Here is a 24,930-nt window from a genome sequence, read left to right on the forward strand (position 1 = left end):
TCCTGCAGTCGCTGCGCGACGCTCCAGTCGCACCAGTGCCGGCCGTTCCCGACGGCCGTCGCGCAGCGACGGCGTGACTGTAGGCGGGGACTTCAGTCCCCGACCGCCCGTTCCCTGATGCTTCGGGGACACCAATGAACATGCCATCGCCCTGATGTACGTCCCTAGCACCGGATGCTTGCGCGCCTGACTTCGCGCCCGATCAAATGAATCGTAGACGGAGATATCGTGCCACATCCGATGGAGTTCCAGGTCAGACGGCGTCGGGCCGCCGCGGGCCGAATAGGGAAGAAAGTCCGACTCCCCAGGAGGATTCTCCCGTACAATCCGATAGAAAGTACGAATGCCGGTCTCAGTCATGCGCCTCCCACCAACTGCGATGGTGGCGCATCGCGCGCTGAGCGCCCCGGCAAGGTCAAGCACCGGGCGACATGCTCACGGCCGGGAGATTCGGTGAGATCTTGGGCGGCGCGGATTTCCTGACAGGACGGTGTCAGGAGCCCCCTGCTACGGTGTTCGGGAGGGTGATCGCACCCACCAGGAGGACACCGATGCTTCGCGGCCTGACCACCGTGGCCTACCTCGCGGACGACCTGGACGAGGCGAAGGCGTGGTATAGCGCACTGTTCGGCGTCGAGCCATACTTCCAGCGTCCTGAGTACATCGAGTGGCGGCTCGGGGACTACCAGCACGAGTTCGGCATCCTGAACCGCAAGTACTCACGCGCCGAGCCGGGCGCCCAGCCGCGCAAAGACCCGGCCGGCGCGACGGTCTACTGGGCCGTGGACGACCTCAACGCCGCCCTCGAACGGCTGACGGCCCACGGCGCAACGCTGTTGGACCCACCCCAGCAGTTCGGGGAGGGCTTCGTCGGGGCGTCCGTCATCGACCCGTTCGGCAACATCCTGGGGGTCATGTTCAACCAGCACTACGTCGATGTGCTGGCGCAACGATCCAGCAGCACGGAAGGCGTCGAGCAAGCGTGACGCGGTTGTCATGCCGGACACGCGCTCCGGCATAGACACCGCGAAATGCGGCGCGGCATCCTGCGTGCAAGACGATCGCACAGACCCGAGCAGGCAGGATCAGCCGTGGCCGTAGCACCCGCCCAGCACCCCACTACCTTCCCGGACCTGTTCCACCCGGCCGTCATGGACTGGCTGCGGGAGACGTTTCCGTCCGCCACACGCGCCCAGGCGCTCGGCTGGCCGGAGATCGTGGCCGGCCGCTCATCCCTGATCCTGGCCCCGACCGGCTCGGGCAAGACCCTGGCGGCATTCCTGGCCGCCATCGACCGGCTGATGTTCTCGCCGGTCCCGCCCAGGGCCGAGCGCTGCCGGGTGCTCTACATCTCGCCGCTGCGAGCACTGGCCTTCGACGTGGAGCGCAACCTCCGCGCGCCGCTGGTGGGCATCGCCCGCGTCGCCGAGCGCCGAGGCGATCCGGTCCACGTCCCGACGGTCGGGCTGCGGACCGGCGACACCGAGGCCGGCGAGCGCGCCCGTATGCTTCGTAACCCGCCGGACATCCTCATCACCACGCCAGAGTCGCTGTACCTTGTCCTCACGTCGCAAGCCCGCGCGATGCTGCGTTCTGTCGATCTGGTCATCGTGGACGAGATCCACACCCTCGCCAGCACCAAGCGTGGCGCGCACCTCGCGCTCTCGCTGGAGCGCCTACAGCACCTGACCGGCCGGCCGCTCCAGCGGGTCGGGCTGTCGGCCACGCAGCGCCCGCTGGACGAGGTGGCCCGCTACCTGGGCGGAGTGGACCTCACCCCCCAGCCCACTGCGCCGCCGATAGTCGCACCGCGCAGCGGGCTTGGGGCTGAGGTCACTCCGGCGCTGAAGGACGAGGTTCGGCCGGTCTCCGTCGTGGATGCCGGCGTCCGCAAGCGCTTCGACCTCCGCGTCGAGGTGCCCGTCGAGGACATGTCCCGGCTCGGCGAGGCGATGCAGCCCGCCCAGGGCGAGATCCCCGAGGGCGCCACCAGCGTCCTGCGCCGAAACTCGATCTGGCCGGCGATCTACCCGCGCCTGCTGGATCTGATCCGCGCCCACCGCTCGACCATCGTCTTCGTCAACAGCCGCCGACTGGCCGAGCGCACGGCCGGCGCCATCAACGAGCTGGCCGGCCAGGAGATCGCCCAGGCCCACCACGGCTCCATCGCGCGGGAGCAGCGCGTCATCATCGAGGATCGGCTGAAAGCCGGGCAGCTTCCCGCCATGGTCGCCACCTCGTCGCTGGAGCTGGGCATCGACATGGGAGCCGTCGATCTGGTCATCCAGATCGAGACGCCGCCATCGGTCGCCAGCGGCCTGCAGCGGATCGGGCGGGCGGGGCATCAGGTCGAGGGCGTCTCTCGCGGCATCATCTTCCCGAAGTTTCGCGGCGATCTCCTCTCGACGGCCGCCATCACCCGCGCCATGGCCGAGGGCCGCGTCGAAGAGACCCGCGTGCCGCGCAACCCGCTGGACGTGCTCACCCAGCAGATCGTCGCCATGTGCGCGGTCGGCGAGTGGCGGGTGGACGACCTGTACGCCCTGGTGCGGCAGGCTGCGCCGTTCACCACCCTGGCGCGCGGCCAGTTGGAGGGCGTCCTCGACATGCTCTCCGGCCGCTACCCCGCCGACGAGCTGGCCGAGTTGCGCCCGCGCATCACCTGGGACCGGCTCAAGGGGACCGTCCGCGCCCGCGAGGGATTGCAGCGGCTGGTCGTCTCCAACGCCGGCACCATCCCCGACCGGGGACTGTACGGCGTGTTTCTCGCAGACGGCGCGGCTGCGCCACGCCTGGGCGCAGACGGCGCGGCTGCGCCACGCCTGGGCGCAGACGCCGCGGCTGCGCCACACCTGGGCGCAGACGGCGCGGCCCAGCCGAGCCTCGGGGCGGCCCAGACCGGCGACGCGTCGCTCCCCGCTGACGGCCCGGGCGCGAACGAGGATGCCCTGCCGGTCAAACGTCCACGCTCCGGCCGGCGCGTCGGCGAGCTTGACGAGGAGATGGTGTTCGAGAGCCGCCAGGGCGACATCGTCGTGCTGGGGGCGTCCTCCTGGCGGGTGGTGGAGATCACCCGCGACCGTGTCCTGGTCGAGCCGGCTCCCGGCGAGCCGGGGCGGATGCCGTTCTGGCGCGGCGACTCGGCCACCCGCCCGGTCGAGTTGGGCGGGGCCATCGGCCGGTTGACGCGCGAGTTGCTGGCGCTGCCGCACGCCGCCGCCCGCACGAAGCTGATCCACGAGCACAGCCTGGAGCCGCGGGCGGCGGACAACCTGCTGGCCTATCTTGAGGATCAGCGGGCGGCCATCGACGCCGTCCCCGATGACCGTACCATCGTGGTGGAGCGCTCGCGCGACGAGCTGGGCGACTGGCGGCTCTGCCTGCTCTCGCCGTGGGGCGGGCGCGTACATGCCCCCTGGGCGCTGGCGCTCCAGGCGAAGCTGCGCGCCGCCGACGACCCATCGGCAAGCTCAGGGCAGTGGCTCGAAGCCGAAACGATCTGGACCGACGACGGCATCGTCGTCCGGCTGCCGGATCGCGGCACGGTCCCTGACACCAGCCTCCTGCTGCCCGATCCCGACGAGATCGAAGACCTCGTGGTGCGCGAGCTTGGCGGGTCGGCCCTGTTCGCGGCCCGCTTCCGCGAGGCAGCCGGGCGCGCCTTGCTGATCCCGCGTCATCGCCCGGGTCAGCGCGCGCCGCTCTGGATGCAGCGCAAGCGCGCCGCCGACCTGCTGGCCGTGGCCTCGCAGTTCGGCTCGTTCCCCATCGTCCTGGAAACCTACCGCGAGTGCCTGCAGGATGTCTTCGACCTGCCGGCCCTGACGGACCTCGCCCGACGCCTCCAGCGCCGCGATCTCCGGGTGATCACCGTGGACGCCGAAGCGCCGTCGCCGTTCGCGGCCTCGCTGCTGTTCGGGTACGTCGCCAACTTCATCTACGACGGCGATGCCCCCCTGGCCGAGCGGCGCGCCCAGGCGTTGGCCGTCGATCAGGCCCAGCTCCGCGAGCTGCTCGGGGCCGCCGAGCTACGCGAGTTGCTCGACGCCGAGGTGCTGGAGGCGCTGGAGCTGTCGTTGCAGGGGCTGAGCGTGACCCACAAGGTCCGCTCCCCCGACCGCCTCCACGACCTGCTGCTGCGCCTGGGCGATCTGACGCTGACGGAGATCGCCGCCCGCTGCGAAGGCATCGACGGAATGGGGCTCATCCTGGGCGGCGAGAAGGCCCTCACCCAACGACCCAGTCGAGCCACTGGGCCCGTCCGCGGGAGCGGGGGAGACACGGAGGCCGTTCCTCTCCCCTCTCCCCTTGAGGGAGAGGGGTCGGGGGTGAGGGGGATGCCTGGCGCTGAGGTCAATCCTCGGTCCTGGCTCGCCGAGCTTGAGGCCGAGCGACGGGTCATCCGCCTGCACCTGGGCGGCGAGGAACGGTACGCGGCCGTCGAGGATGCCGGCCGCCTGCGCGATGCCTTCGGGGCGTCGCCGCCGCCGGGCATCCCGGCCGCCTTCCTGGAGCCGGTCCCCACCGCCCTGCAAGACGTAGTGGCTCGGTACGCACGGACCCATGCGCCGTTCCATGCGACAGACATCGCGCGTCGGTACGGCGCCGGCGAGGCCCCGATCCTGGCCGCCCTCAGTACCCTCGAAGCGCGCGGCCGGGTGCTCGAAGGCGAGTTCCGCCCGGGCGGCTCCGGCCGCGAGTGGTGCGACGCCGACGTGCTGGCTCAGGCCCGCCGCCGCTCACTGGCAAAGCTCCGCAAGCAGGTCGAGCCAGCCGAGCCAGCCGCCCTCGGTCGGCTGCTGGTGGAGTGGCAGGGCGTCGCCACCACGCTGACACCGCGCAGCAGCCTGGGCGGCCCTGACCGACTGCTGGACGTCGTCGAACAGTTGCAGGGCGCGGCAGTCCCGGCCAGCGTCCTCGAAACCGAGGTGCTGCCGGCTCGCCTGCCGCGCTACCGTCCGCGTGACCTCGACTTGCTGTGCGCGGCCGGCGAGGTGGTGCTGGTCGGCGCAGGCTCGCTGGGGGAGCGCGACGGCAAGATCGCCCTGTACCTGACCGATGATCTGCCGCTGCTCCAGCTTCCGCAGTCGGAGCGCCCGGACGGCGAGTACCACCGGCGGCTGCTCGGGCATCTCGCCCGAGCCGGCGCGAGCTTCTTTGCCGAGCTGCAAGCGGCGGCCGGCGGGCCGTCCGGCATGGTGCTGGATGCGCTCTGGGATCTGGTCTGGGCCGGCCTCGTCACCAACGACAGCCCCGCCGCCCTCCGGGCCTACCTGTCCGGGGCCGCCAGCATCCGCGCCATCAGCAAGCGGCGGAGCGGGCCGTTCCGGTCGCGGCGGCAAGCCCCGCCGAGCGCCGTGGGCCGCTGGAGCCTCGTCATGCCGCGGGCCGCGCCCGGGCTGCTTGACCGTGCAGCCCTCGCCCCCCACGAGCGCGAGCCATCTGCTCCTGACTCCTGGCTCCAGGCTCCTGGCACCTCGCCGGTCTCCTCCACCGAGCGCGCCCGCGCCCTGGCCGAGCTGCTGGTCAACCGTCACGGCATCCTGACGCGTCAGGCGGTGATCTCCGAAGGCGTGCCCGGCGGCTTCTCAGCGTTGTACCCGGTGCTGGCCTCGCTGGAGGAGGCCGGACGGCTCCGTCGCGGCTACTTCCTGGCCGGCCTGGGCGGCGCGCAGTTCGCCCAGGCCGGCGCGGTGGACCGGTTGCGCGCCCTGCGTGAGAGCGCCATCCAGGACGATCCCGACCGGCTGGCCGCCGTGGTGCTCGCAGCCACCGACCCGGCCAACCCGTACGGCGCGGCGCTGCCGTGGCCTGCCCCTGGCGTCGCCAGCGCTCCGAAGCCGATGCGGAGCGCCGGGGCGCGCGTGATCCTGGTGGACGGCATGCTGGCGGCGTTCGTGCGGAGCGACCGCGACGTGACCACCTTCTTGCCGGCAGACGAACCGGCCCGTTCGGCAGTCGGGCGGGCGGTGGCGGCAGCCGTGGCGCGCTGGGCCGTGGCGACGGGCCGGGTCCATCTCGGCTGGGCGACGGTCGACGGCGTACCGTCCAGCAAGAGCGGGTTCGCGTCGTACTTGACGGCAGCCGGCTTCGTCGTCCTCGGGGCCGGCTTCCGGATGACCGACCGCATCTCGGCCCACGACGGCCACGACGACGAAGCGACCGACGCCCCGCCGACGACTCGTGAACCGAGCACGGCCTACCCTGACCGCACTCCCCACCGCCGCGCCTCCGGCGACGACGGCTCGTAGTGCCACACCTGGCTGCCACACCTGGCCGACGGCACCTCAGCCGCCACGTGAGCGTCAGCGGGTCCGGGCGTAGCAGAGCGCATCTCGCGGCTCGTCACCCACGTTCGGGTGCAGCACGTACCGGCGGAGCGTCCCTTCCCTGACCATCCCGACCTTCTCCATCGCCCGCGCCGACGCCGGATTGTCCACATCGCAGATGGCCCAGACGCGGTACACCTCCGGCCGCTGCCAGATCAGGTCGATCACCGCCCGCAACGCCTCAGGCATGTACCCCTTGCCCCAGAACGCGCGCGCCAGCACGTACCCAACCGCGACTCTGAAGGCTGTCTCAAAGCGCGCATCGAGCATACCGAGCACCTGGCCGTCTGCCGTCAGCGTGATGACCCATGGGAAGCGCTGCCAACCGTCCCAGGCGTCGATGCATCCCTGCACGAAGGCCCGCGTCTCCTCGACGGTCCGATGCGGACGCCAGATCAGGTAGCGGGTGACCTCGGGATCCTGACCGTATCGGTCGAAGATTGCGTAGGCATCCGTCAGCACCGGCGCACGCAGTGTGAGTCGCTCAGTCGTGACAACACGCGGCAGCATCGACCTTCCCCTTTGTGGACGATCAGGACGTCAGCGATCGGGCGGCGAGACGCCCCGCCCGAACATCCCCACGCCATACGCCGCCAGCACCACGGCGGCGCACAACAGCAGCCGCCGGTAGACGCGCTCCGAGAACAGCGTGACCCACCGATGCAGCGCCAGCGCCAGCACCACGTTCGAGCCGACGATGGTCAGGTAGTACCCGAGCAAGAACGCCGGCACGGCCAGCCAGTCCGCTTCAAACGCTTGAACCAGCAGCGGCGCGCCGACCAGGAACCAGAACAGGTACGCGTTCGGCGTGAGCATCCGCGCCAGCCACCCCTGGAGCCAGCCGCCACCAACACGCCGTCCGTGGCCCGCCCCGAGTTGCGCCCGCCGGCTGTTCAGGTAGGTGGTGACGGCGAGGTAGCACAGGAAACCGCCCCCCACCAGCGACAGCCCGCGCACCACCTCGGGCGGCAGCTGCGCCAGCACGAACACGGCGACGACGACGATGGGTCCGTCAGCCAGGAGCGGGCCGGCCGCGACCGCCGCCCCGCGAGACCAGCCGCCTCGGAACGTCTCGGCGACGACCAGCGTCAGGATCGGGCCGGGCGTCACGCCCGCCACGAACCCGATGCCCGCCCCGAGCAGCAGGAAACTGAGCGATACCGGCAACAGCATGAGCGCCAGTGTATCCGCCGGGCGCGCCCGCGGGCCCACCCCCGAGCACGCGCTGACCCGCGCGCTACGCCAGCAGGGGCGCCAGAGCGTCTGGCGAGGCGGCCGGCTGCTGCGCCACGCCCGGCACCCGTCGTTCCGTCCTGGCGTCAGCAGCCGCCAGCCAGCCACCGACCGCCGCGCATGGCACGCTGAGCGCCAGCGCCAGCCACTGCCGACGGGAGAAGGTCAGTGCGCGCATGAGCCACCGGCTCAGGATGCGCTGGAGACGAGCGCGAGCAGCCGCCGACGTCTCGCCCGTGCCGATCCGCCTGGCCTGCTGCTCAACGCCCAGATCCCCACCCACCGAGATGCCCACTCCCCTGTACAACGCAAGAGCGCGGCGCACGGATCTGTTCTTGCCAGGAACGCCGAGTGGCCGGGGCGTGATCGCCCCGGCCACTCGGCGTTCCTGGCCGACGGGCGTCGGCCCTCTCCGCTAGCTCGCCTTGCGCGCGGCTGGCACGGCGGCTGGCGCGGCTGCTGGCCGCTGCGCTGCCCCTCGGTGGGCCGGTGGGGTGACCGCGCCCTCTTCCAGGCGGAACACGGCCACCCGATCCTGCAACTGCTCGGCCGTCGAGGACAGGACGCTGGCCTGGGCGTTGGTCTCCTCGACCTGGGCCATCACCGCTTCGGCCGACGCCGAGATCTGCTCGGTCATCGCGCTGCTCTCCTCGGTGACCGCTGCAAACGACTCGATGACGTGCATAACGTGTTCTGCCTGGGCGGCCATCTCTTCCGTGGCCGCGCCGTTGTCCTGCACGATGGCGCGCATCTCGTTCATCGCTTCAACCACGCCACGCGCGCCGGCCGTCATCTCCTGGGTCACATTCGCGATGCCGGCCACCCGGGCCACCGTCATCTGAACCGAGGAGAGGATCTGTGAGAGCGCCTCACCTGCCTGGTCGGCCTGGACCGCGCCGTTCTCGACCTGGTCAGAGCCAGCCTCCATCGCGGCGACGGCTTCACGCGTGCCCGTCTGCACCTCGCGGATCAGGTCGGCGATGGCCCGCGTCTCCCGCTGGCTGCGTTCGGCCAGCTTGCGGACCTCGTCAGCCACCACCGCGAATCCTCTGCCGTGCTCGCCGGCCCGGGCCGCCTCGATGGCGGCGTTCAGGGCCAGGAGATTGGTCTGCTCGGCGATGTCGTCGATAGTCTCGACCACCGCCCCGATCCGCTCCCCGAGCTTCCCGAGCTGCTCGACGCGCTGCGCCGCTGCCCCGACGACCGACTTGAGCTGCGCGATGCCAGCCACCGTCTCACGGACGGCCCCAGCCCCGCGCTCTGCAAGCTCACGGGTCGTCTCGCCGACACGCTCCAGCTCGGCCCCGTCGCGCGCCACCTGCTCGACGCTCGACGCCATCCGCTCCGCGATGTCGGTAACGGTCCGCACCTGATCGGCCTGGTGATTGGCGCTCTGCGCGATGCTCTCGATGACGGCCGCGAGCTGCCGCATCGACTCGGAGGATTCCTGCGCGTTCCGGGCATTGTCGTTCGCCCCGGCCGCCAGGGCCTGCATCGCATCGGTGACATGCTGCACCGCGCCGGCCGTGCCGGCGGTGGCCTGGAACAACTCACCACTGACCGACACGATGGTGCCGCTGGCCTGCGTCGCCCCTGAGATCGCTTCACGGACGGTGGTCTTGAGCGCATCGTAGTGCTCGGACAGGTCTTCCTCGGCACTGTCCACCCGCACGGAGGTCAGATCGAGACCGACGGACTGCAGGTAGTCGTAGAAGAAGGCATCGCAGACGGCCTGCATGTCGTAGTTGAAGATGAGCTGGATCGCACGCTCGCCCCGGACGATCACATCCGGACGGAGCATGAAGCTCCGGTACAGGTACTTTCGCACCAGCGCCGTGTAGACGCCGTAGCTGGCGACGTACCACTTGAGCGGCAGGTTGATGACGTTGTGCAGCTTGCCGATCTTCAGGCGCTCCTCGAAGAACGGCACGCCGTACTGGCCGCCCTGCTCGGCCTCGGCGAAGATCCGGATGAAGAAGGCCACCTGCGCCTTCTCCAGGTGGGCGCGGAGCTGCGGGAGCGGCAACCCCATCCGTACCGCCTGCGCCTCGAAGAAGGCGCGCGTGCCAGGGTGGGAGAACTGGTGCTCGTAGAAGTCCCGCAGCAGCGAGGGAGCGACGCGGCGCGCCCAGGGTCCGAGTGAGCGGAGCGTCTTCACGTCACGCTCGGTGATACCGAGCAGTTGCTTACGCAACGCCAGATTCTGCTCGGTGATCCGGTACTGCTGGCTGAGCGCGATCGACGCCGACCGATCCTGAACCTTCATGATGTGAACGCCCTGCCCTTCGTCTTCCTCTGTTTCATGTTTTCCGAGCCGGCATCGCGCGGCGATGAACCTGCTCCATAACGCTACCGTGATGATCGAACGAGAATGGGAAGCCTGTCATACCCCCAGGAAAAGCTTTGGGAAAGAAGTGCCTCTGGGGGCGAGACCACCGGCCGCGGCGTCGCACCGCTGGCCCGTGATCGATAGGTACATCAAAGATGGGAACGTGCCCGCGATGAGAATAGGGATGGAAAGCGTGGGCGGCATTCGCAGCCGCGCTGCTGTGCGGGCTGCCGCGTTGGGGCACTCACCCGACCGACATCCGACGGCGCTCCAGAGGTCCGGGGACTCGGCAGCTTCGGACGCGCGCCTTGCCAATGCCGTCGTCGCGTTGGTTTAGCTGGCCGCGCGCTCGAGTCCTGCGCGAGCCGGCGGCGGCGCCAGCGAGACATCGCGGAGGTACGTCCGGGCGGGCGCGCGCACGACGGTGGATGCGCGCGCATCGGGCGCGGCCCCCTCGGCCATCGTCGAGGCGCAGTTGCGGATGGCGTCAAGCTGGGCCGCCGCTCGCTTGATGCCATCCAGCTCGGCGGCCAGCGAGAAGCGGCTCGCCTGCCCCAGCTCCGACAGCTCATGGGTTGCGCCGCCCAGCTTCTCGGCGATGGTGTGGAAGAGCGTCACGACGCCTTGCGCGTCCGGCACCCGGGAGGCCTCGATGCGACCGTTCAGCTCCAGGGCGCGCATCACCCCCAGCGATTGTCGGAGCGTCGCCGTCTGCCCGTTGAGCCCCCGGAGACGCCCGTCGAGATCGCGCATGGCCGTGCCGAGATCGCCGATGGCCGTGGTCAGGCAGGCCGCGAGCACCTGCACATCCGCCGCGACCAGCGGAGCCGCCTGCTCCGCCTCTTGCGGCTCGCGCACGTAGGACGCCAATGCTTCGGCCTGGATGCTGGCGATAGCAACGGGCAGCATCATGCCGTGAAGCAGGTCGGCGGTCTCCAGCACGCCCGTCGTCAACTCCCGGAAGAGCGGCGTGCTCTGCTCCGAGCGCGCCTGGATCAGCGCCGCGACAGCTCCGAGCGCCGCGCCCTCGCGCTGCATCCGCGTCGCGGCGATAAGTGCGTTCAGGGAGAACAGCTGCACGTCGTCGCTCAAATCCCGGGTGTACTGGGCTTTGTGCCGAAGCTCCTCAGTCAGGCCGACGTACGTGTCCAGCCGGGCGACGAGTCCCTGGAGGAACGAGTAGAGCGCCTCCGTGGCCGTGCTGGCAGAACACTGGACCGACGACGGTTGCGCCTGCACGGCAACCTGCAGTTGCCTCGCCGCACCGGTGCGAGTGTCGCGCTGGGCCACTTCGGCCAACAGCGCCGCGCGGATGAACGCCTGGTAGGTTGGAAAGCCGGCCCCGGCCAGGTGCTCGCCGAGGCGCGCGCGGCTCGCCTCGATGGCCCCATCTCGCTGGCGCGGATGCGCCGCCTCATAGGCCTGTTCGACCGCCAGCAGGTCGCGGTAGACCGCCTGCACCACGCCGAACAGCGGAGTGGCCGGCTTGATGCGAACCGACAGGTAGCCACCTGCGCACGGGACCACCGTCGCAAGAACCCAGTAGTACGAGCCGTCCTTCGCCATGTTCTTGACGTACGCCGCGATGGGCCGGCCGGCCTGGATCTCCTCCCACAACAGCTTGAACACGACACGCGGCATGTCTGGATGACGGATCAGGTTGTGTGGTCGGCCGATCAGCTCGTTTCGCGGATAGCCGCTCACCCGCACAAAGACATCGTTCCCCGACCGGATGATGCCTTTGCGGTCAGTCGTCGAGAAGAAGATCTCATCCGCTTCGAAGCGGCTCTCGCACTCCCGTGGAGTGGGGCGCTGGCCGGTCAGTTGCATACTGACGTCCGTTTCCCTTGCCCGGATCGCAGATTCTCTCCGGTTCAACGGCGCGGGCAGCCCAGACGCGCATGCCCCATGTGACGGATCTTCATCGGTCATGTGGCCTGACGCCACCTTGTAACCTCAGCGCGCCGTCCGGCCGTCGTAGACGGCGCTGTGGCCCGGTTGGTGTGCGCCTGTGACCCGTGTGATGCCCCCGTGCGGCCCCTCTGTCGAGTGCCGCTACGGACGCATCGCCGGGCATTGCAGCGGCGTTGCGATGGCGCATCCGGGGGCGCATCCGCCCGTATTGGATCACGCCAGGGTTGACGAAGCCCGTGCGGTGCGACCCCACAAGCCGCCCACGCGCGCCTCGACAACCGCCGACGGAAGGACGCTCCGTCGACTCGCGGTCCGCACGGCGGGCCGCTGGCTGGCCCCACCTGGGAGGCATCAGTTGGCCGCCGATCACTACCGTCTGCCCCGCCCTGTTGGTCCATCGCCCGGCATCCGCCTCGGCGCCGTTCGGCCCTCCGCTGCCGAAGCTGTCAGGTCGATGCTGCTGCTGCTGCGCGCACGGACCGGCTGGCTCGAAGCACTGGCGCTCACTGCCCTCTGGCTGCTCGCCGTGGGGATTCGCGCGCCGCACCTGGGCACGATCCCCGCCATCGGCGACGATGCCGGGATGCTCGCCCACGCCTTCGAGCGGTCCCAGGCCGGGCTCTGGACTGGATCGGTCGCGTCGTCGGTGGGGGCGGCCCACGAATTGCTGCTGGCGCTCGCGCTGGCCGTCTTCGGCCCCAGCCCCTACGTCCCGCGCCTTGTCACCGCGATGCAGGCAGCGTTGACGATTCCGCTCGTCTACGTGCTGACGCGTGAGCTGTGCCGGCCGCTCGGGCGGCGTCGCATCGAGGAAGCGTTCCTGATGCCGCGTCTCGCGGGCCTCGTGGCGGCCGGCCTGCTGGCCACGTCGTCGGCGCACATCGTGGTCACCAGCCACGTGGCCCGCCCGGAGAGCTTCACGCCGCTGCTGGTCATCGCGCTGCTCTACACCGTCGAGCGGGCGCTGAACACCCGGAACGGCCGCTGGCTGCTGGCCTCAGGCACCCTCTTCGGCCTGGCCCTCCAGACCTCGCCGCTGGTCATGGCGATCCTGCCGGGCCTGGTGCTGGCCGGCTGGTGGCGGGGCCGCGCGCTGATGCTCAGCCACTGGGCTGCCGTCGCGATGATCGGCTTCCTGGGTGCCTACGCCGGGACCATCACCGGCTGGCTGCGGCACGGCACAGTCAATGGCCTGGGTGGCCTGGGCGGCCTCGCAGCCTGGATGGCCGGCGAGCGCTACCACGGTCCCTCCGGCGAGATGTACCTGGACTCCGTGGGGACGGCCCTGGTATCGCTCTGGCGGATGCTGGCCGGCCAGCTCACCAGCCGCCCGCCGGCCGAGAACGTCCTCTCGGATCCGCTGGCGTGGCCGTTCGTGCTGCTGGCGGTGCTGGGCGCGCTGGTGCTGGCCCTGCGCGGCCGGCCGCTGCTGCCGCTGGTGGCGGTGTCGTGCCTCGTCGTGCTGCCGTACATCGCCACGGACGCCGATCCGCTGTTGAGCGGGCGCTACCTGATGCCGGTCGCGGTGGTCGGGATGGTGGCGATTGCCGTGGCGGTGGGGGCGCTCGCGCCCATCGTGACGGGACGGGGCAGCCTCCCGCGCCTGGCGCTCGGCATGGTGCTCGGCGGGCTGGTGCTCGCGCCGCTCGGCGGCCTGCGCAGCTACTACGAGGAGAAGAGCGCCGAGCGGCAGACCAGCGCCGGCCTGCTGCTGATCCCGAACGCGATCTTCGCGGAGCGCCGCTACGACGAGGTCGTGCTGCTCGACGAGCGGCTGGCCCACGTGAGCCTGGGCGCGGGCGGCAACACCCTGGAGGCGCTCCAGTACCTGCTCGCCGCCAGCGGCGTCCCGACGCAGATCGCCAACCCGCTCCAGCCGCTGCTGCCAGAGGGTGCGCGCACCAGCCGCGCGCTGATCGTGCTGGACGAGGCGAGCGTGGCGACGGTCGAGGAGACGATGCGGCTCACCCCGCTGCTGGGCCACTGGATCGACGCCGAGGACAACGCCAGCAGCCTGATGCTGTTCCGCGCCGAGAGTCTGACGCCGAACCGCGGCCTGGACGACGACGAGCTGCCGCTCTTCGCGGGGGAAGCCGTCTAGCGGTGGTTTGAGGTTCTGGGTTTCAGGTCTTGGGGGCGTGGGTCCGTGAGTGTGCCGGCGGGCGACCTCCGGCGGTACAACTCCTCTTGAGGCCGGGTGTCGGCGTCGCGCCGCGCCGGTCCCGATACCACGTCCCTGCCCCCCAGGAGGATGCGCATGGTTGACGCTTCGCTCGTCGCGATCATGGTGTGCCCAGAGACGCACCAGCCGCTTACCGTCGCCGACGAAGCCACGGTCCAGAAGGTCAACGCGGCCATCGCGGCCGGCTCACTCAAGAACCGCGACGGCGACCCTGTGACCGAGCCGATCCAGGCCGCGCTGGTGCGCCAGGACGGCGCGTACCTGTACGTGGTCCGCGACGACATCCCGGTCATGCTGATCGGCGAGGCGGTCGCGACCTCCAGCTTCTGAGTCGGGGCCGGCTCGCATGTCGCAACGCGGCCGCCCGCTCGCTCGTTCTGTACGATAGCTGCCCTACGGCTCCCCGCTCCGTGTCGGAGTGGGGCTGGGGGTGAGGGCCGCACTCCAGGAGGACACCATCAGCAGCCGTCGGACCGTCGCGCCCCGTCGCCTGGGACTGATCGCGGTCCTTGGCGCGCTCCTGGCGGCCGTTGTGCTGGTCGGCGTACCGCTCGGAGCGCCGGTCCGCGCCCAGAGCAGCGCCGTCGCCGCTGCCCCCACCCAGTACGAGGTGGTCGGCAGCTACCCGCACGATCCCGCCGCCTTCTTGCAGGGGCTGGTCTGGTACGACAACGGCTTCTACGAGAGCACCGGCCTCTACGGCGAGTCCACGCTCCGGCGGGTGGCCTTCCCCTCGGGCGAGGTGCTCAAATCCGTCCCGGTCAGCAAGGAGCACTTCGGCGAGGGGCTGGCGATGGTCGGGGATCGGCTGATCCAGCTCACCTGGCGCTCGAAGAAGGGCTTCGTCTACGACCGCGAGAGCTTCGGGCTGCTGGGCGAGTTCCCGTACCCGATGGAGGGCTGGGGCCTGACCTACGACGGCACGTCGCTGATCCTCAGCGATGGCAGTGACAGCCTGTTCTTCTTCGATCCGGAGACGTACCAGCAGACCCGCACAGTCAAGGTGACCCTCGACGGCCGGCCGCTCCAGCGCATCAACGAGCTGGAGTACATTCGTGGCGAGGTCTGGGCGAACGTCTGGCACACCGACACGATCGTGCGGATCGATCCCAACGCTGGGCAGGTGGTCGGCACGCTCGACATGGCAGGCTTGCTCCAGGGCCCGCGCGACGGCGAGAACGTGCTGAACGGCATCGCCTTCGACCCTGACACGGAGCGGATCTTCGTGAGCGGCAAGCGCTGGCCGCTGATTTTCGAGATCCGGGCGCCGTAGGCGGCGCGCCATCGCCGAACCTGACCATCGCGGCTGGCTGGCAGCGCGTACAATAGCCGCCGGAGGTACCGTATGGCCGAACGTTACTCGGACTGGCCGGCAGGGACGCAGCTGCCCGTGGTCGGCGCCCGCTTCACGCCAGAGGAAGACCCGCTGCCGGGCCAGTCCGCCTTCTACGTCGGGCGACTCGGGCAGTTCGTGGCGGTGCGGCATGAGACCGTCTCAGTGGACGGCGAGAGCAAGCTGCGGCTCTGGTACGAGGACGCCTGAGTCTGCTCTGGCGCTCGTCGCCGCTGAACGGCCCCATCAGGTTGCTTCAGCGCTGCTTGCGGTAGCCGAGCGCGTACTCCGCGATCAGTACGCGCTGCAACTGGCTGGTCCCCTCGCCGATCTGCAAGACCTTTGCTTCCTGGAAGTAGCGCCCCACCGCGCAGTCCTCGGTCAGGCCGTAGCCGCCGTGGATCTGGACCGCTCGATCGGCCACGTTCATGCAGATATCCGAGGCGTACAGCTTCGCCATGCTGGCCTCGTAGCTGGCCCGCTCGACGCCGGCCTCCTTGAGCTGCGCGACCCGTCGGCAGAGCAGCCGCGCCGCCTCCACGCTCACCAGCATATCCGCCAGCATCGCCTGGATCATCTGGAACCGCCCGATCTCCTGGCCGAACTGGGTCCGCTGGCGGGCGTAGGCCAGCGACGCATCCACGCAGGCCTGGGCCTGCCCGACCGCCCGGGACGCTACCGAGAAGCGGCCGGTGTCCAGCGCCGAGCCGACCACCCGAAAACCGTTGCCCTCCCCGCCGAGCAGCGCGCTGGCCGGCACCCGCACCGCGTCGAAGCGGACCTGGGCCGTGTCGCCGCGCCGGAGCGTGTGCATCGCCAGCGGGCTGGTCGAGATACCCGGCGTGTCCCGCTCCACCAGGAACGCACAGACGCCCCTGTGCTTGAGACCCGGGTCCACCGTTGCCAGCACGAAGAAGAGACTGGCGTGGTTGGCGTGCGAGATAAAGACCTTGTCGCCGGTCAGCACGTAGCCCTCGGCATCGCGCACCGCGCGCGTCTCGATGGACGCCAGGTCCGAGCCGCCCCGCGGCTCCGTCAGGCAGGCCGACGACAGCCACTCGCCAGAGGCCAGCAAGGGCAGGTAGCGCCGCTTCTGCTCCTCAGTCCCGAAGCGCACCAGCGAGCCGCCCACCAGTGAGTTCTGGATCGAGACGGTCGAGGCGCAGACCCAGTCTGCCCAGGCCAGCTCCTCACAGACGATGCCGTAGCTGGTGTAGTCCAGGCCGGCCCCGCCGTACTCTGGCGGGATCATGCAGCCGAGGTAGCCGAGCCGCCCGACCTCCCGAACCAGCTCACGGGGGTAGCGGCCGGCCCGTTCGAGTGCGTCCACCTGCGGCGCGATCTCCGCCCGGGCGAACTCGCGGACGGCCCGCCGCAGCGCCCGCTGCTCCGCCGTGAGCCCGATCTCCGACCGGTCGATCGCGGTCAGATCGTCCATGACGTGACCTCCTGTCGGGCATCGCCGCCCGATGTCCTGCTCCGTGTGTCGCCACGTGCCCGCTCTGACGAACCTGTCGCCACACTCTTGACAGCGTGTGCCTTGAAAGGTAGCGTACCCGTCACTCGCGGATCGCGCACTCGGGCGCCGACGCCTGCACCCCAGACAGACGCCGATATCGTGGAGGAGGATGACCTTCCGTGCGCCGACTACTGACGCTCGTCATGCTCGCATCACTGCTCCTGGCAGCGTGCCAGGGCGGCGGGACGGCAGCCCCCACCGCCGCGCCCGCCAAGCCAGCCGCCACGACGGCCCCGGCCGCTGCATCTCCAGCCGCCGCTGCATCTCCAGCCGCCGCTGCGTCGCCGGCCGCCGCTGCATCGCCGGCCGCGGCAGCGGCATCCCCGGCGGCGGTCTCAGCCTCGCCGGCCTCGCCAGCCTCGGCCTCGCCGGCGGCGTCCCCGGCCGCCGCTGCTGCTGCCGCGGCGCCCGCTGCCGCCAAACCGGTCGCCGCGATGGACCCTGGCGCCTGCACCCCGGCCAACGCCAACAAGCCGCGTCCGACCGGCAAGGCCCGCCTGGTCATCGGGACGGGCGGCACCGGCGGCGTCTTCTTCCCGTACGGCGGCGGGCTGGCCCGCATCATCACCGCCAAACTGCCGAACGCCGAGATGACCGCCGAGGTCACGGGCGGCTCGGTCGACAACATGAAGCTGATCCACGCCGGCGAGGCCGACGTGGGCATGTCGACGGCGGACTCGGCCTACGATGCCATCATGGGCACGGGCGCCTACAAGGACACCGGCAAGATCCAGGCGTGCACCATCGCCAACCTCTATGTCAGCTTCATCCACGTCGTGGCGCTCGACGGCGTCGGCATCAACACCGTCGAGGACATGAAGGGCAAGCGGATCTCGGTTGGCTCGGCCGGCAGCTCGACGGAGGGCGCGGCCGACCGCATCCTGGAGGCGGCCGGGCTCGATCCGCGCAAGGACATCACCCGCGACGCCCTGAGCGTGGCCGAGTCGGTCTCGGCCATGAAGGACCGCAAGATCGACGCGTTCTTCTGGATCGGCGGGCTGCCGACGGCCGCCGTCACCGATCTGGTGACCACGCCAAACCTCAAGGTCAAGTTCATCAAGGCCGACCAGTACATCCCGAAGCTGACCGAGCAGTACGGTCCCCAGTACGCCAGCTTCCTGCTGCCCAGGGCGACCTACGCCGGCCTTGACGCCGACGTGCCGGGCATCGGCATCGGGAACATCCTGTTCGTCAACGCCAGCATGAACCAGGATCAGGTCGGCGACCTGCTGAAGACGATCTTCGACAACCTCACCGAGGTTCAGCAGATTCACCCCGAGGCGCGCTCACTCAAGCTGGAGACGGCCGCCACCGGCTCCTCGATCCCGTACCACCCCGGCGCGATCAAGTTCTTCCAGGAGAAGGGCGTCTGGAGGCCGTGACGTGACAGGGCAGCCGGCCAGCAGGTCGGGGGCATCCGATGACGCCTCCCGCCAGGATGCGCAGGCGCTCCTCGGGAGTGAGACCCCGCTCACCGAGGAGCAGCTTGCCGAGATCATCGAGCAGTTCGAGTCCGAATCGTCGACCCGCTCGGTGAGCGGCCCCTGGCGCTGGATCGCCGCGATCCTGGCCGGCAGCATCTCGGTCTACGGGCTGTACTGGACGCAGTACAGCATCTCCACCCACGTCTACCGCGCCACCTTCCTCCTGCTGATCCTGGCGCTCTCGTTCCTGGTCTACCCGTTGCGCGGCCGGCGTAGCTGGCTGGAGTTCGGCGGGATCGTCCTGCTCGGGGCGATCCTCGTCGGGCTGTACTGGCCGGTGCCGCAGGCCGCCGCGCGCGCTCGCTTCCTGGACGAGCTGCTCTCGCCCACCGCCCTCGGCATGACGGCCGTCATCCTGGCCGGGGTCATCGGCTACGCGCTCAAGACCCGCCGGCAGGCCACCGTCCCCTGGTACGACGTGCTGCTGGCGATCCTGTCGGTCATCAGCCTGGCCTACCTGATCGTGAACTACGAGGCGGCGCTCCAGCGGATCGTCAACCCCACCATCACCGAGGTGGTGATGGGCATCCTGATGATCCTGCTGGTGTTGGAGTCCACCCGCCGCTCGACGGGCTGGCCGCTGCCGATCACCGCCGTCCTCTTCCTGATCTACGCCTACCTCGGGCCGTACATGCCGGAGCCGCTCGACCATCGCGGCTACCCGGTCCACCGGATCGTCGGGCAGAACTACCTGACGCTGGAAGGCGTGTTCGGCGTGCCGCTGGACGTGGCGGCCACCTTCATCATCCTGTTCACGATCTACGGCGCGGTGCTGGAGTACAGCGGCGCCGGCAAGTTCTTCCTGGACTGGTCGTTCGCGGCGCTCGGGCGCTCGCGGAGCGGGGCCGGCGCTGGCCGCACGGCCACGGCGGCCGGGTTCCTGCTGGGGACCGTCTCCGGCAGCGGCGTGGCGACGACGGTCACCCTCGGCTCGCTGGCCTGGCCGATGCTCCGCAAGGCCGGCTACGACCGTGACACGGCCGGCGGCATCCTGGCGGCGTCCGGCCTCGGCGCGATCCTCTCGCCGCCCACGCTCGGGGCAGCGGCGTTCCTGATCGCCGAGTACCTGGACATCTCCTACCTTGACGTCCTGGTCATGGCCTCGATCCCGACGGTCCTCTACTACCTGTCGTGCATGCTGATGATCGAGGCCGACTCGCGTCGGCTCAACACGCAGGCCGTCGACATCGAGACGCCGCCGCTGCTCGAACTGACGGCGAAGTTCGGTTACCACTTCTCGTCGCTCTTCGCCGTGGCGATCCTGATGGCCGTCGGGCTGTCGCCGTTCATGGCGGTGTTCTGGTCCATCGCCATCGCCTTCGCGCTGAGCTTCCTGCGCCCAGAGACGCGCCTGACCTCGGTGGGCGCGCTGCTGATCGGCGCGGTCGCGGCCGTCGTACTGCTGGCGCTCGGCTCGGAGCTGAGCCGGGCAGCCTTCTGGGGCATGATGCTGACGGCGGCCCTCGCCGGTGCGGTCACCGCGCTGCGGGCGCTCGGCGTCTCGCTGGCGCTGCCGGGCCTCGCCAACGATCCGGAGGCTGACCGACGCTTCCTGCACGCGCTGGAGTCGGGCGGGCGCGGGGCGCTCTCGGTGGCGGCCACCACGGCCACGGCCGGCGTGATCGTCTCGGTGGTGACGCTCACGGGCCTGGGACTGAAGATCAGCGGCGTGATCGTCAACCTGTCCGGCGGCGTCCCGCTGTTGACGGTGACCTACGCAGCGGTGGCCGTCTGGATCCTCGGGCTGGCGGTCCCCGTGACGGCCTCATACATCATCGCGGCGGTGATGATCGTGCCGGCCCTGCGCGACATCGGCGTGCCGGAGCCGGCGGCGCACATGTTCATCTTCTACTACGCCGTCCTCTCGGACGTGTCGCCGCCGACAGCCCTCTCGCCGTTCGCGGCCTCGGCCATCACCGGCGGCAACCCGTTCCGCACGATGATGCTCTCCTGGAAGTACTGCATGCCGGCCTTCCTGGTGCCGTTCATGTTCACGCTGAACGCCGAGGGCGCGACCCTGCTGCTGCTGGGCGATGGCAAGGTGCTCTCGGCGGACGTGCTGACGACTATCTGGACGTTCGGGACGGCCTGCATCGCGGTGGCGGCGCTGGCCGTGACGTTCGGCGGCTGGATGATCCGCCGGGCCGAGATGCCCGAGCGGATCATCATGGGGCTGGCCGGGCTGGCCCTGCTCTACGCCAACCCCTGGTCAGACATCGCCGGGGTGGCGCTGTTGGCGGCTGGAGCCGGCGTCCACCTGCTGCGCGTCCGCTCGGCGGGCGCGCTGGCAGTAGGGTAGACGGGGAGGCCCTCACCCCCGACCCCTCTCCCTGTGCGCGGGAGAGGGGTGGCGAGGGCCTTTCGCCCACCTACCCGGCCGTCGCGCTCAGCATTCGCAAGTCGTCTTCCTCGATCTCGGCCTCAGTCTGGTCACGGGAAGTCGTCGCGGCGGCCAGGATCGCCTTGTCGGCGCTCCAGTGGATGCGGTCCTCGCCCAGGTAGGCCAGCACGCCAGACCGCTCAAGCTCGTCGCGGACGGACGGCTGAAGCCCGGCCAGTTGCACGTCGCCACCACCGTGGCGCTGCCGCTCGATGACCTCGCGGATCGCCTCGACACCCATGTGGTCGATAGTCGGCATGCCGCGCAGCGAGAGGATCAGGTGGTCTGACGAGGCCACGCCCTCGATGGCGTCCAGGAACGCCGAGACGCTGGCGAAGAAGAGCGGTCCGGTCACGTACACCACGCGGGTGCCGGTGTGATCGTGGTCTGAAGGGTCGACCGGGTAGTCCACCAGCCGCTCGACGTCGACCGGCTGATGTGAGACGACGATGGCACTGGCCTGCCGCAGGAACAGCACGGCCGAGACGCCGATGCCGAGGATGATCGCCTGAGTCAGATCGAGCACAACCGTCGCCAGCAGCGTCACCACCATCGCGGCGAGTGCGTGCCACAGCCGACGATGGACGAAGAAGCGAATCGCCTCCCACTCGTTCATCCGCACAGCCGTGACCACCAGCACGCCGCCGAGCGCCGCCAGCGGGATCTCGGCGATCAGCGGGGCGGCCACCAGCGCCGAGACCAGCAGCGCGACGCTGTGGATGATGCTCACCATGCGGGTGCGCCCGCCGCTCTTGATGCCGACACTCGTCCTGGCGATAGCCGCCGTGGACGGCACGCCACCGAAGAACGGGATGACGATGTTCCCGAGCGCCTGCGCGTACAGCTCGATGCGGTTGTCCATCCGGATGCCCGTCATGTTGCCGGCCACGGCCCCGCACAGCAGCGATTCGACGGCGCCGAGAATCGCGATGGAGACGGCGGCCGTCGTCACGTCGAGCATCATGCCCGGCGTGAGCAAGTCAGGCGTCAGCCGGTGGTCGAGCAGGATCGTGCGGGGGATCTCGCCGATGATCGGCACGGTCCAGCCGAGCGCCTGCGCCAGCACCGTCGCCAGCGCGATACCCACCAGCGAGGCCGGCAGACGCGGGAACAGCTTCGGCAGGATCACCATCGACGCGGCCACCACGCCGGCCAGCGTCACGGTCCGGATGTCCGGGTGCAGCCCGTGCACGACGTAGCCGGCCAGGATCGCCGTGACGCCCTCGCTGCCGCCCTCAGCCGTGCCGAACACGTTCGGGAACTGGCCGACGCCGATGATGACGGCGATCCCCGAGGTGAACCCGACGATGACCGGCGACGGAATGAACGAGATGATCCGTCCAAGCTTGAAGATCGCCATCAGGAGGATCAGGATGCCGGCCATGACCCCCGCGACCCAGACGCCCGGCATCCCGTGCTTCGCAGCGATGACCAGCAGGACGGCGGACATCGCGCCGGTCGGGCCAGAGATCTGGTAGGGGCCGCCACCAAGGCCGCCGATCAGCAGGCCGGCCAGGATCGCCGTCACCAGGCCGGAGGCCGCGTCCGCCCCCGAGACCACGCCGAACGCCAGCGCCAACGGCAACGCCACGGCGGCCACGGTGAGCCCGGCAATCAGGTCCGCCTGAAAGATACCCGCGTTGTAACCCTTGAACTCGCGACGCAGCAGGCCGAGCAGCCCGGGCTCCCGCTGCGTCGCGGACAGTATGGCGTCGCTCACTCTGCCCCCCGCGCCAGCCGGGCGGCCGTCTCATCCTCGTCGAGGCTGGCGCGAAGCTCGGCAAGATTGCTGACGAACAACTCCCGTCCCGCGTCGAGGATCTGCCAGACCTGGGGATCGCGCACGCGGTAGTAGACGTTGCTGCCGACCTTGCGGGTCTGGACGATGCGCCGAGCGCGGAGCACCGCCAGTTGCTGGGAGACGACCGACGCCTCGACGTCGAGGCTGGCCTGGAGGTCCGACACGCTGGACTCCCCCTCGCGGAGCAGCTCCAGAATGCGGATCCGCGTGGGGTGGCCGAGCGCCTTGAAAAGCTCGGCCTTGTACACCCGAAGCGCCTCGCTCATAGAGACACCTCCGCATCTATGAAAATCTAGAGATGATCATAGGCACGGATCGGCGAGGCCGCAATGCGAAAGAAAGTGCGGGTTCTTGACTGCAGGCAACGCCATCCCTGCAATCAAAACCCGCCACAAGCCACGGGCCGATGCCGTGCAAAGAGGACGCCATCCGCACCGCGAGCGTCGGCGAGTCGGACCGTCGCCATGCGGGTCCACTCGCTGACGCTCGTGGTACGGGAGCGCCGCGGGCGCCAGATTGAGCGGCGTTGCGAGCTACGGGCTGCCGGTCACTCCCAGTTCAGCCAGCGGCTGACCGTCCCGCCGAACAGGTCCGCGCGCTCGCTGGCCGACAGGCCCGGCACGGCGACCTCCACGAAGTCGCGCAGCTTCGTGTAGGTGACCGCCTCCCCGAGCCGGCCCCGCGCCGCCGTGTAATCCGTGGCCCAGGCCAGCCGGGCCGTCCCGAACAGCTCGAACACGCGGCGGACCGAGTCGTGGAGGTCGGCGTACGGGTAGTCCTCGTTCGAGGACATCGGCAGCGACGAGATCGTCACCGCCACGTTGGCGTGCGGAACCAGCGAGGCCAGCTTGTCGATGTGCGCCGCCAGCAGCTCCGGGCTGCGCTCGCCGCCCAGCGACAGGTGGTTCGCGACGATCCGCAAACCGGGGAACCGCGCGGCGACCTCGGCGATCTGCTCGGGCTGGCCCGGCCGCAGGAAGTAGACGGCGATCCCGAGCCGCTCGCAGATCGGCCAGGCCCACTCCAGCAGCCCCTCTTCGAGCAGCCGCGGCGCGGGCGGGCCTTCCAGCGAGAGGCGGATTCCACGCATGCCCGGCTGATCGAGCCAGTGCTCCAGCCGCTCGCGGGCATCGGCCGGGCGCGGATCGAAGCGCCCCATCACCACGAAGCGGTCGGGGTGAGCCGCCGCCGCGTCCAGGGCGTAGGCGTTGGCCGTGTCGTTGTTGAAGCCGCTCACCAGCGGTGGCACCAGGACGGCTCGGTCTACGCCGTGCTCGTCGAGCATCGCCAGGGCACGCTCGTAGGTGAACGGCTCCGGCAACTGCGGCTGGTGCGGGCGATTCCAGGGCCGGTCCGGGCGGTCAGCCTCCCAGACGTGCAACTGAGCGTCGGTGACGGTCATACGCTAGTTCCCAGCCTTCTTCCAGGCGTAGTACTTCTCCAGCGTGGCCGGGTTCGGCGGGTAGCACTCGCTGACCGGCACGCCCTCCTGCACGAGGCCCCGGATGAACGTCTCCTTGTGCTCCTGCTCGGAGGCCACGTCCGCGATCTCCTGCGCCAGGTGGGCCGGGATCACGACCGCGCCGTCGTCGTCGGCCAGGATGTAGTCGCCGGGGATCACCGTGGTGCCGAAGCAGCGGATCGGCACGTTCCAGTCGATGCTGACCAGGTTCGGTGTGAACCCCAGTCCCTGCACGCCGAGGCTCCAGGCGGGCAGGCCCACCAGCTCGCGGATCTGGGCGGCGTCGCGGATCGCGCCGTCGCACACCACGCCGAGGGCGCCCCGATACTTGATGCGGGCCGCCAGGATGTCGCCAGTCGTCGCGCCGCTCTGGTTGCCGCCGCAGTCCATGACGAGGACATCGCCCGGCCCGAGGTTCTCGATGGCGACCCACATCGGGTCTTTGGTGTTGCGGTCCTCTTCAGAGACGGCGAGATCCGGGCGGCCCGGCCCGAAGCGGAGGGTGACGGCGCGTCCACAGACCTTCGCGCCCCGCTGGATCGGGTTCGCGCCGAGCATGAAGGTGAACGGGTAGCCCCGCCTGAACAGCATGGCCGATGCGGTGGCCGTCGTGACCTGAAGGAGCGTCTGACGCAGCGCGTCGTCGGCGGCTGGCTGGCTCATCGTCGTTCTCCCACGCGCGCCGTCGTCGGCACGCCTGGGAGAGTCTAGTACGCACGCTCACGGATAGCGAGGCGACGTCAGCACTCGCCCCTCAGGGCGATTGCATGTTCATCGGTGTACCCGAAGCATCATGGAACGGGCGGTCGGGGACTGAAGTCCCCGCCTACACGCACGCCGTCGCTGCGCGACGGCCGCCGGGAACGGCCGGCACTGGTGCGACTGGAGCGTCGCGCAGCGACTGCAGGATGGTAGGCGGGGCTTTCAAGCCCCGACGCGGCGGCACGACGCGCTCAACATACGA

The 24,930-nt window shown here is 70.1% G+C and carries 17 protein-coding genes and 1 pseudogene; 8 read left to right on the forward strand and 10 right to left on the reverse strand.

Going from position 1 to position 24,930, the window contains the following annotated elements; genetic code table 11:
• Window positions 1-551: 551 nt before the first annotated feature.
• Together IT306_25570 and IT306_25575 are read left to right on the forward strand one after the other, a co-directional pair.
• Window positions 552-986, forward strand: a complete 435-nt coding sequence (locus IT306_25570) for a VOC family protein (protein MCC7371813.1) — start codon at window positions 552-554, stop codon at window positions 984-986.
• Window positions 987-1,151: 165 nt separating this feature from the next.
• A pseudogene (locus IT306_25575) lies at window positions 1,152-4,091 on the forward strand (DEAD/DEAH box helicase).
• 2,214 nt (window positions 4,092-6,305) lie between these two features.
• On the opposite strand, the gene IT306_25580 reads toward IT306_25575, so the two are convergent.
• The 5 genes from IT306_25580 to IT306_25600 form a co-directional block, all read right to left on the reverse strand.
• Window positions 6,306-6,839, reverse strand: a complete 534-nt coding sequence (locus IT306_25580) for a GNAT family N-acetyltransferase (protein ID MCC7371814.1) — start codon at window positions 6,837-6,839, stop codon at window positions 6,306-6,308.
• A gap of 30 nt (window positions 6,840-6,869) precedes the next feature.
• Window positions 6,870-7,502, reverse strand: coding sequence for a LysE family transporter (locus tag IT306_25585; protein ID MCC7371815.1), 633 nt, complete (start codon window positions 7,500-7,502; stop codon window positions 6,870-6,872).
• A 64-nt stretch (window positions 7,503-7,566) separates the two neighbouring features.
• The gene (locus IT306_25590; GenBank protein ID MCC7371816.1) at window positions 7,567-7,845 is read right to left on the reverse strand and encodes a hypothetical protein; all 279 of its coding nucleotides are present in this window, start codon (window positions 7,843-7,845) and stop codon (window positions 7,567-7,569) included.
• Between the two features lie 132 nt (window positions 7,846-7,977).
• Window positions 7,978-9,828: a hypothetical protein gene (locus tag IT306_25595; GenBank protein MCC7371817.1), complete on the reverse strand. Its 1,851-nt coding sequence runs from the start codon at window positions 9,826-9,828 to the stop codon at window positions 7,978-7,980.
• Between the two features lie 396 nt (window positions 9,829-10,224).
• A complete protein-coding gene (locus IT306_25600) occupies window positions 10,225-11,721 on the reverse strand; it encodes a PAS domain-containing protein (GenBank protein MCC7371818.1) in 1,497 nt (498 codons plus the stop codon).
• A 439-nt stretch (window positions 11,722-12,160) separates the two neighbouring features.
• Between IT306_25600 and IT306_25605 the strand changes: the two genes are divergently transcribed.
• From IT306_25605 to IT306_25620, 4 genes are all read left to right on the forward strand, one after another.
• On the forward strand, window positions 12,161-13,906 hold the full coding sequence (locus IT306_25605) for a glycosyltransferase family 39 protein (protein ID MCC7371819.1): 1,746 nt from the start codon (window positions 12,161-12,163) through the stop codon (window positions 13,904-13,906).
• 156 nt (window positions 13,907-14,062) lie between these two features.
• The gene (locus IT306_25610; protein ID MCC7371820.1) at window positions 14,063-14,317 is read left to right on the forward strand and encodes a hypothetical protein; all 255 of its coding nucleotides are present in this window, start codon (window positions 14,063-14,065) and stop codon (window positions 14,315-14,317) included.
• A 205-nt stretch (window positions 14,318-14,522) separates the two neighbouring features.
• On the forward strand, window positions 14,523-15,260 hold the full coding sequence (locus IT306_25615) for a glutaminyl-peptide cyclotransferase (GenBank protein MCC7371821.1): 738 nt from the start codon (window positions 14,523-14,525) through the stop codon (window positions 15,258-15,260).
• A gap of 72 nt (window positions 15,261-15,332) precedes the next feature.
• Entirely contained in the window at window positions 15,333-15,530 is a 198-nt protein-coding gene (locus tag IT306_25620) for a hypothetical protein (GenBank protein ID MCC7371822.1), read from the forward strand.
• Window positions 15,531-15,576: 46 nt separating this feature from the next.
• Here IT306_25620 and IT306_25625 read toward each other — a convergent pair whose 3' ends face one another.
• A complete protein-coding gene (locus tag IT306_25625; protein MCC7371823.1) occupies window positions 15,577-16,758 on the reverse strand; it encodes an acyl-CoA dehydrogenase family protein in 1,182 nt (393 codons plus the stop codon).
• Window positions 16,759-16,982: 224 nt separating this feature from the next.
• On the opposite strand from IT306_25625, the gene IT306_25630 reads away from it, so the two are divergent.
• Window positions 16,983-18,221 (forward strand): TAXI family TRAP transporter solute-binding subunit, encoded by a 1,239-nt coding sequence (locus tag IT306_25630; protein MCC7371824.1) that lies wholly within the window; start codon window positions 16,983-16,985, stop codon window positions 18,219-18,221.
• Window positions 18,222-18,333: 112 nt separating this feature from the next.
• Window positions 18,334-20,622, forward strand: a complete 2,289-nt coding sequence (locus IT306_25635; GenBank protein MCC7371825.1) for a TRAP transporter fused permease subunit — start codon at window positions 18,334-18,336, stop codon at window positions 20,620-20,622.
• A gap of 70 nt (window positions 20,623-20,692) precedes the next feature.
• On the opposite strand, the gene IT306_25640 is transcribed toward IT306_25635, so the two are convergent.
• The 4 genes from IT306_25640 to IT306_25655 form a co-directional block, all read right to left on the reverse strand.
• Complete coding sequence (locus IT306_25640) at window positions 20,693-22,381, reverse strand: SulP family inorganic anion transporter (GenBank protein MCC7371826.1); 1,689 nt, start codon at window positions 22,379-22,381, stop codon at window positions 20,693-20,695.
• Between the two features lie 38 nt (window positions 22,382-22,419).
• Window positions 22,420-22,770 (reverse strand): winged helix-turn-helix transcriptional regulator, encoded by a 351-nt coding sequence (locus IT306_25645; GenBank protein ID MCC7371827.1) that lies wholly within the window; start codon window positions 22,768-22,770, stop codon window positions 22,420-22,422.
• A gap of 281 nt (window positions 22,771-23,051) precedes the next feature.
• The gene (locus tag IT306_25650; GenBank protein MCC7371828.1) at window positions 23,052-23,906 is read right to left on the reverse strand and encodes an amidohydrolase; all 855 of its coding nucleotides are present in this window, start codon (window positions 23,904-23,906) and stop codon (window positions 23,052-23,054) included.
• A gap of 3 nt (window positions 23,907-23,909) precedes the next feature.
• Window positions 23,910-24,629 (reverse strand): ribonuclease activity regulator RraA, encoded by a 720-nt coding sequence (locus IT306_25655; GenBank protein MCC7371829.1) that lies wholly within the window; start codon window positions 24,627-24,629, stop codon window positions 23,910-23,912.
• Between the last annotated feature and the right edge of the window lie 301 nt (window positions 24,630-24,930).

Source organism: Chloroflexota bacterium (assembly GCA_020850535.1).
Taxonomy (GTDB): domain Bacteria; phylum Chloroflexota; class UBA6077; order UBA6077; family JACCZL01; genus JADZEM01.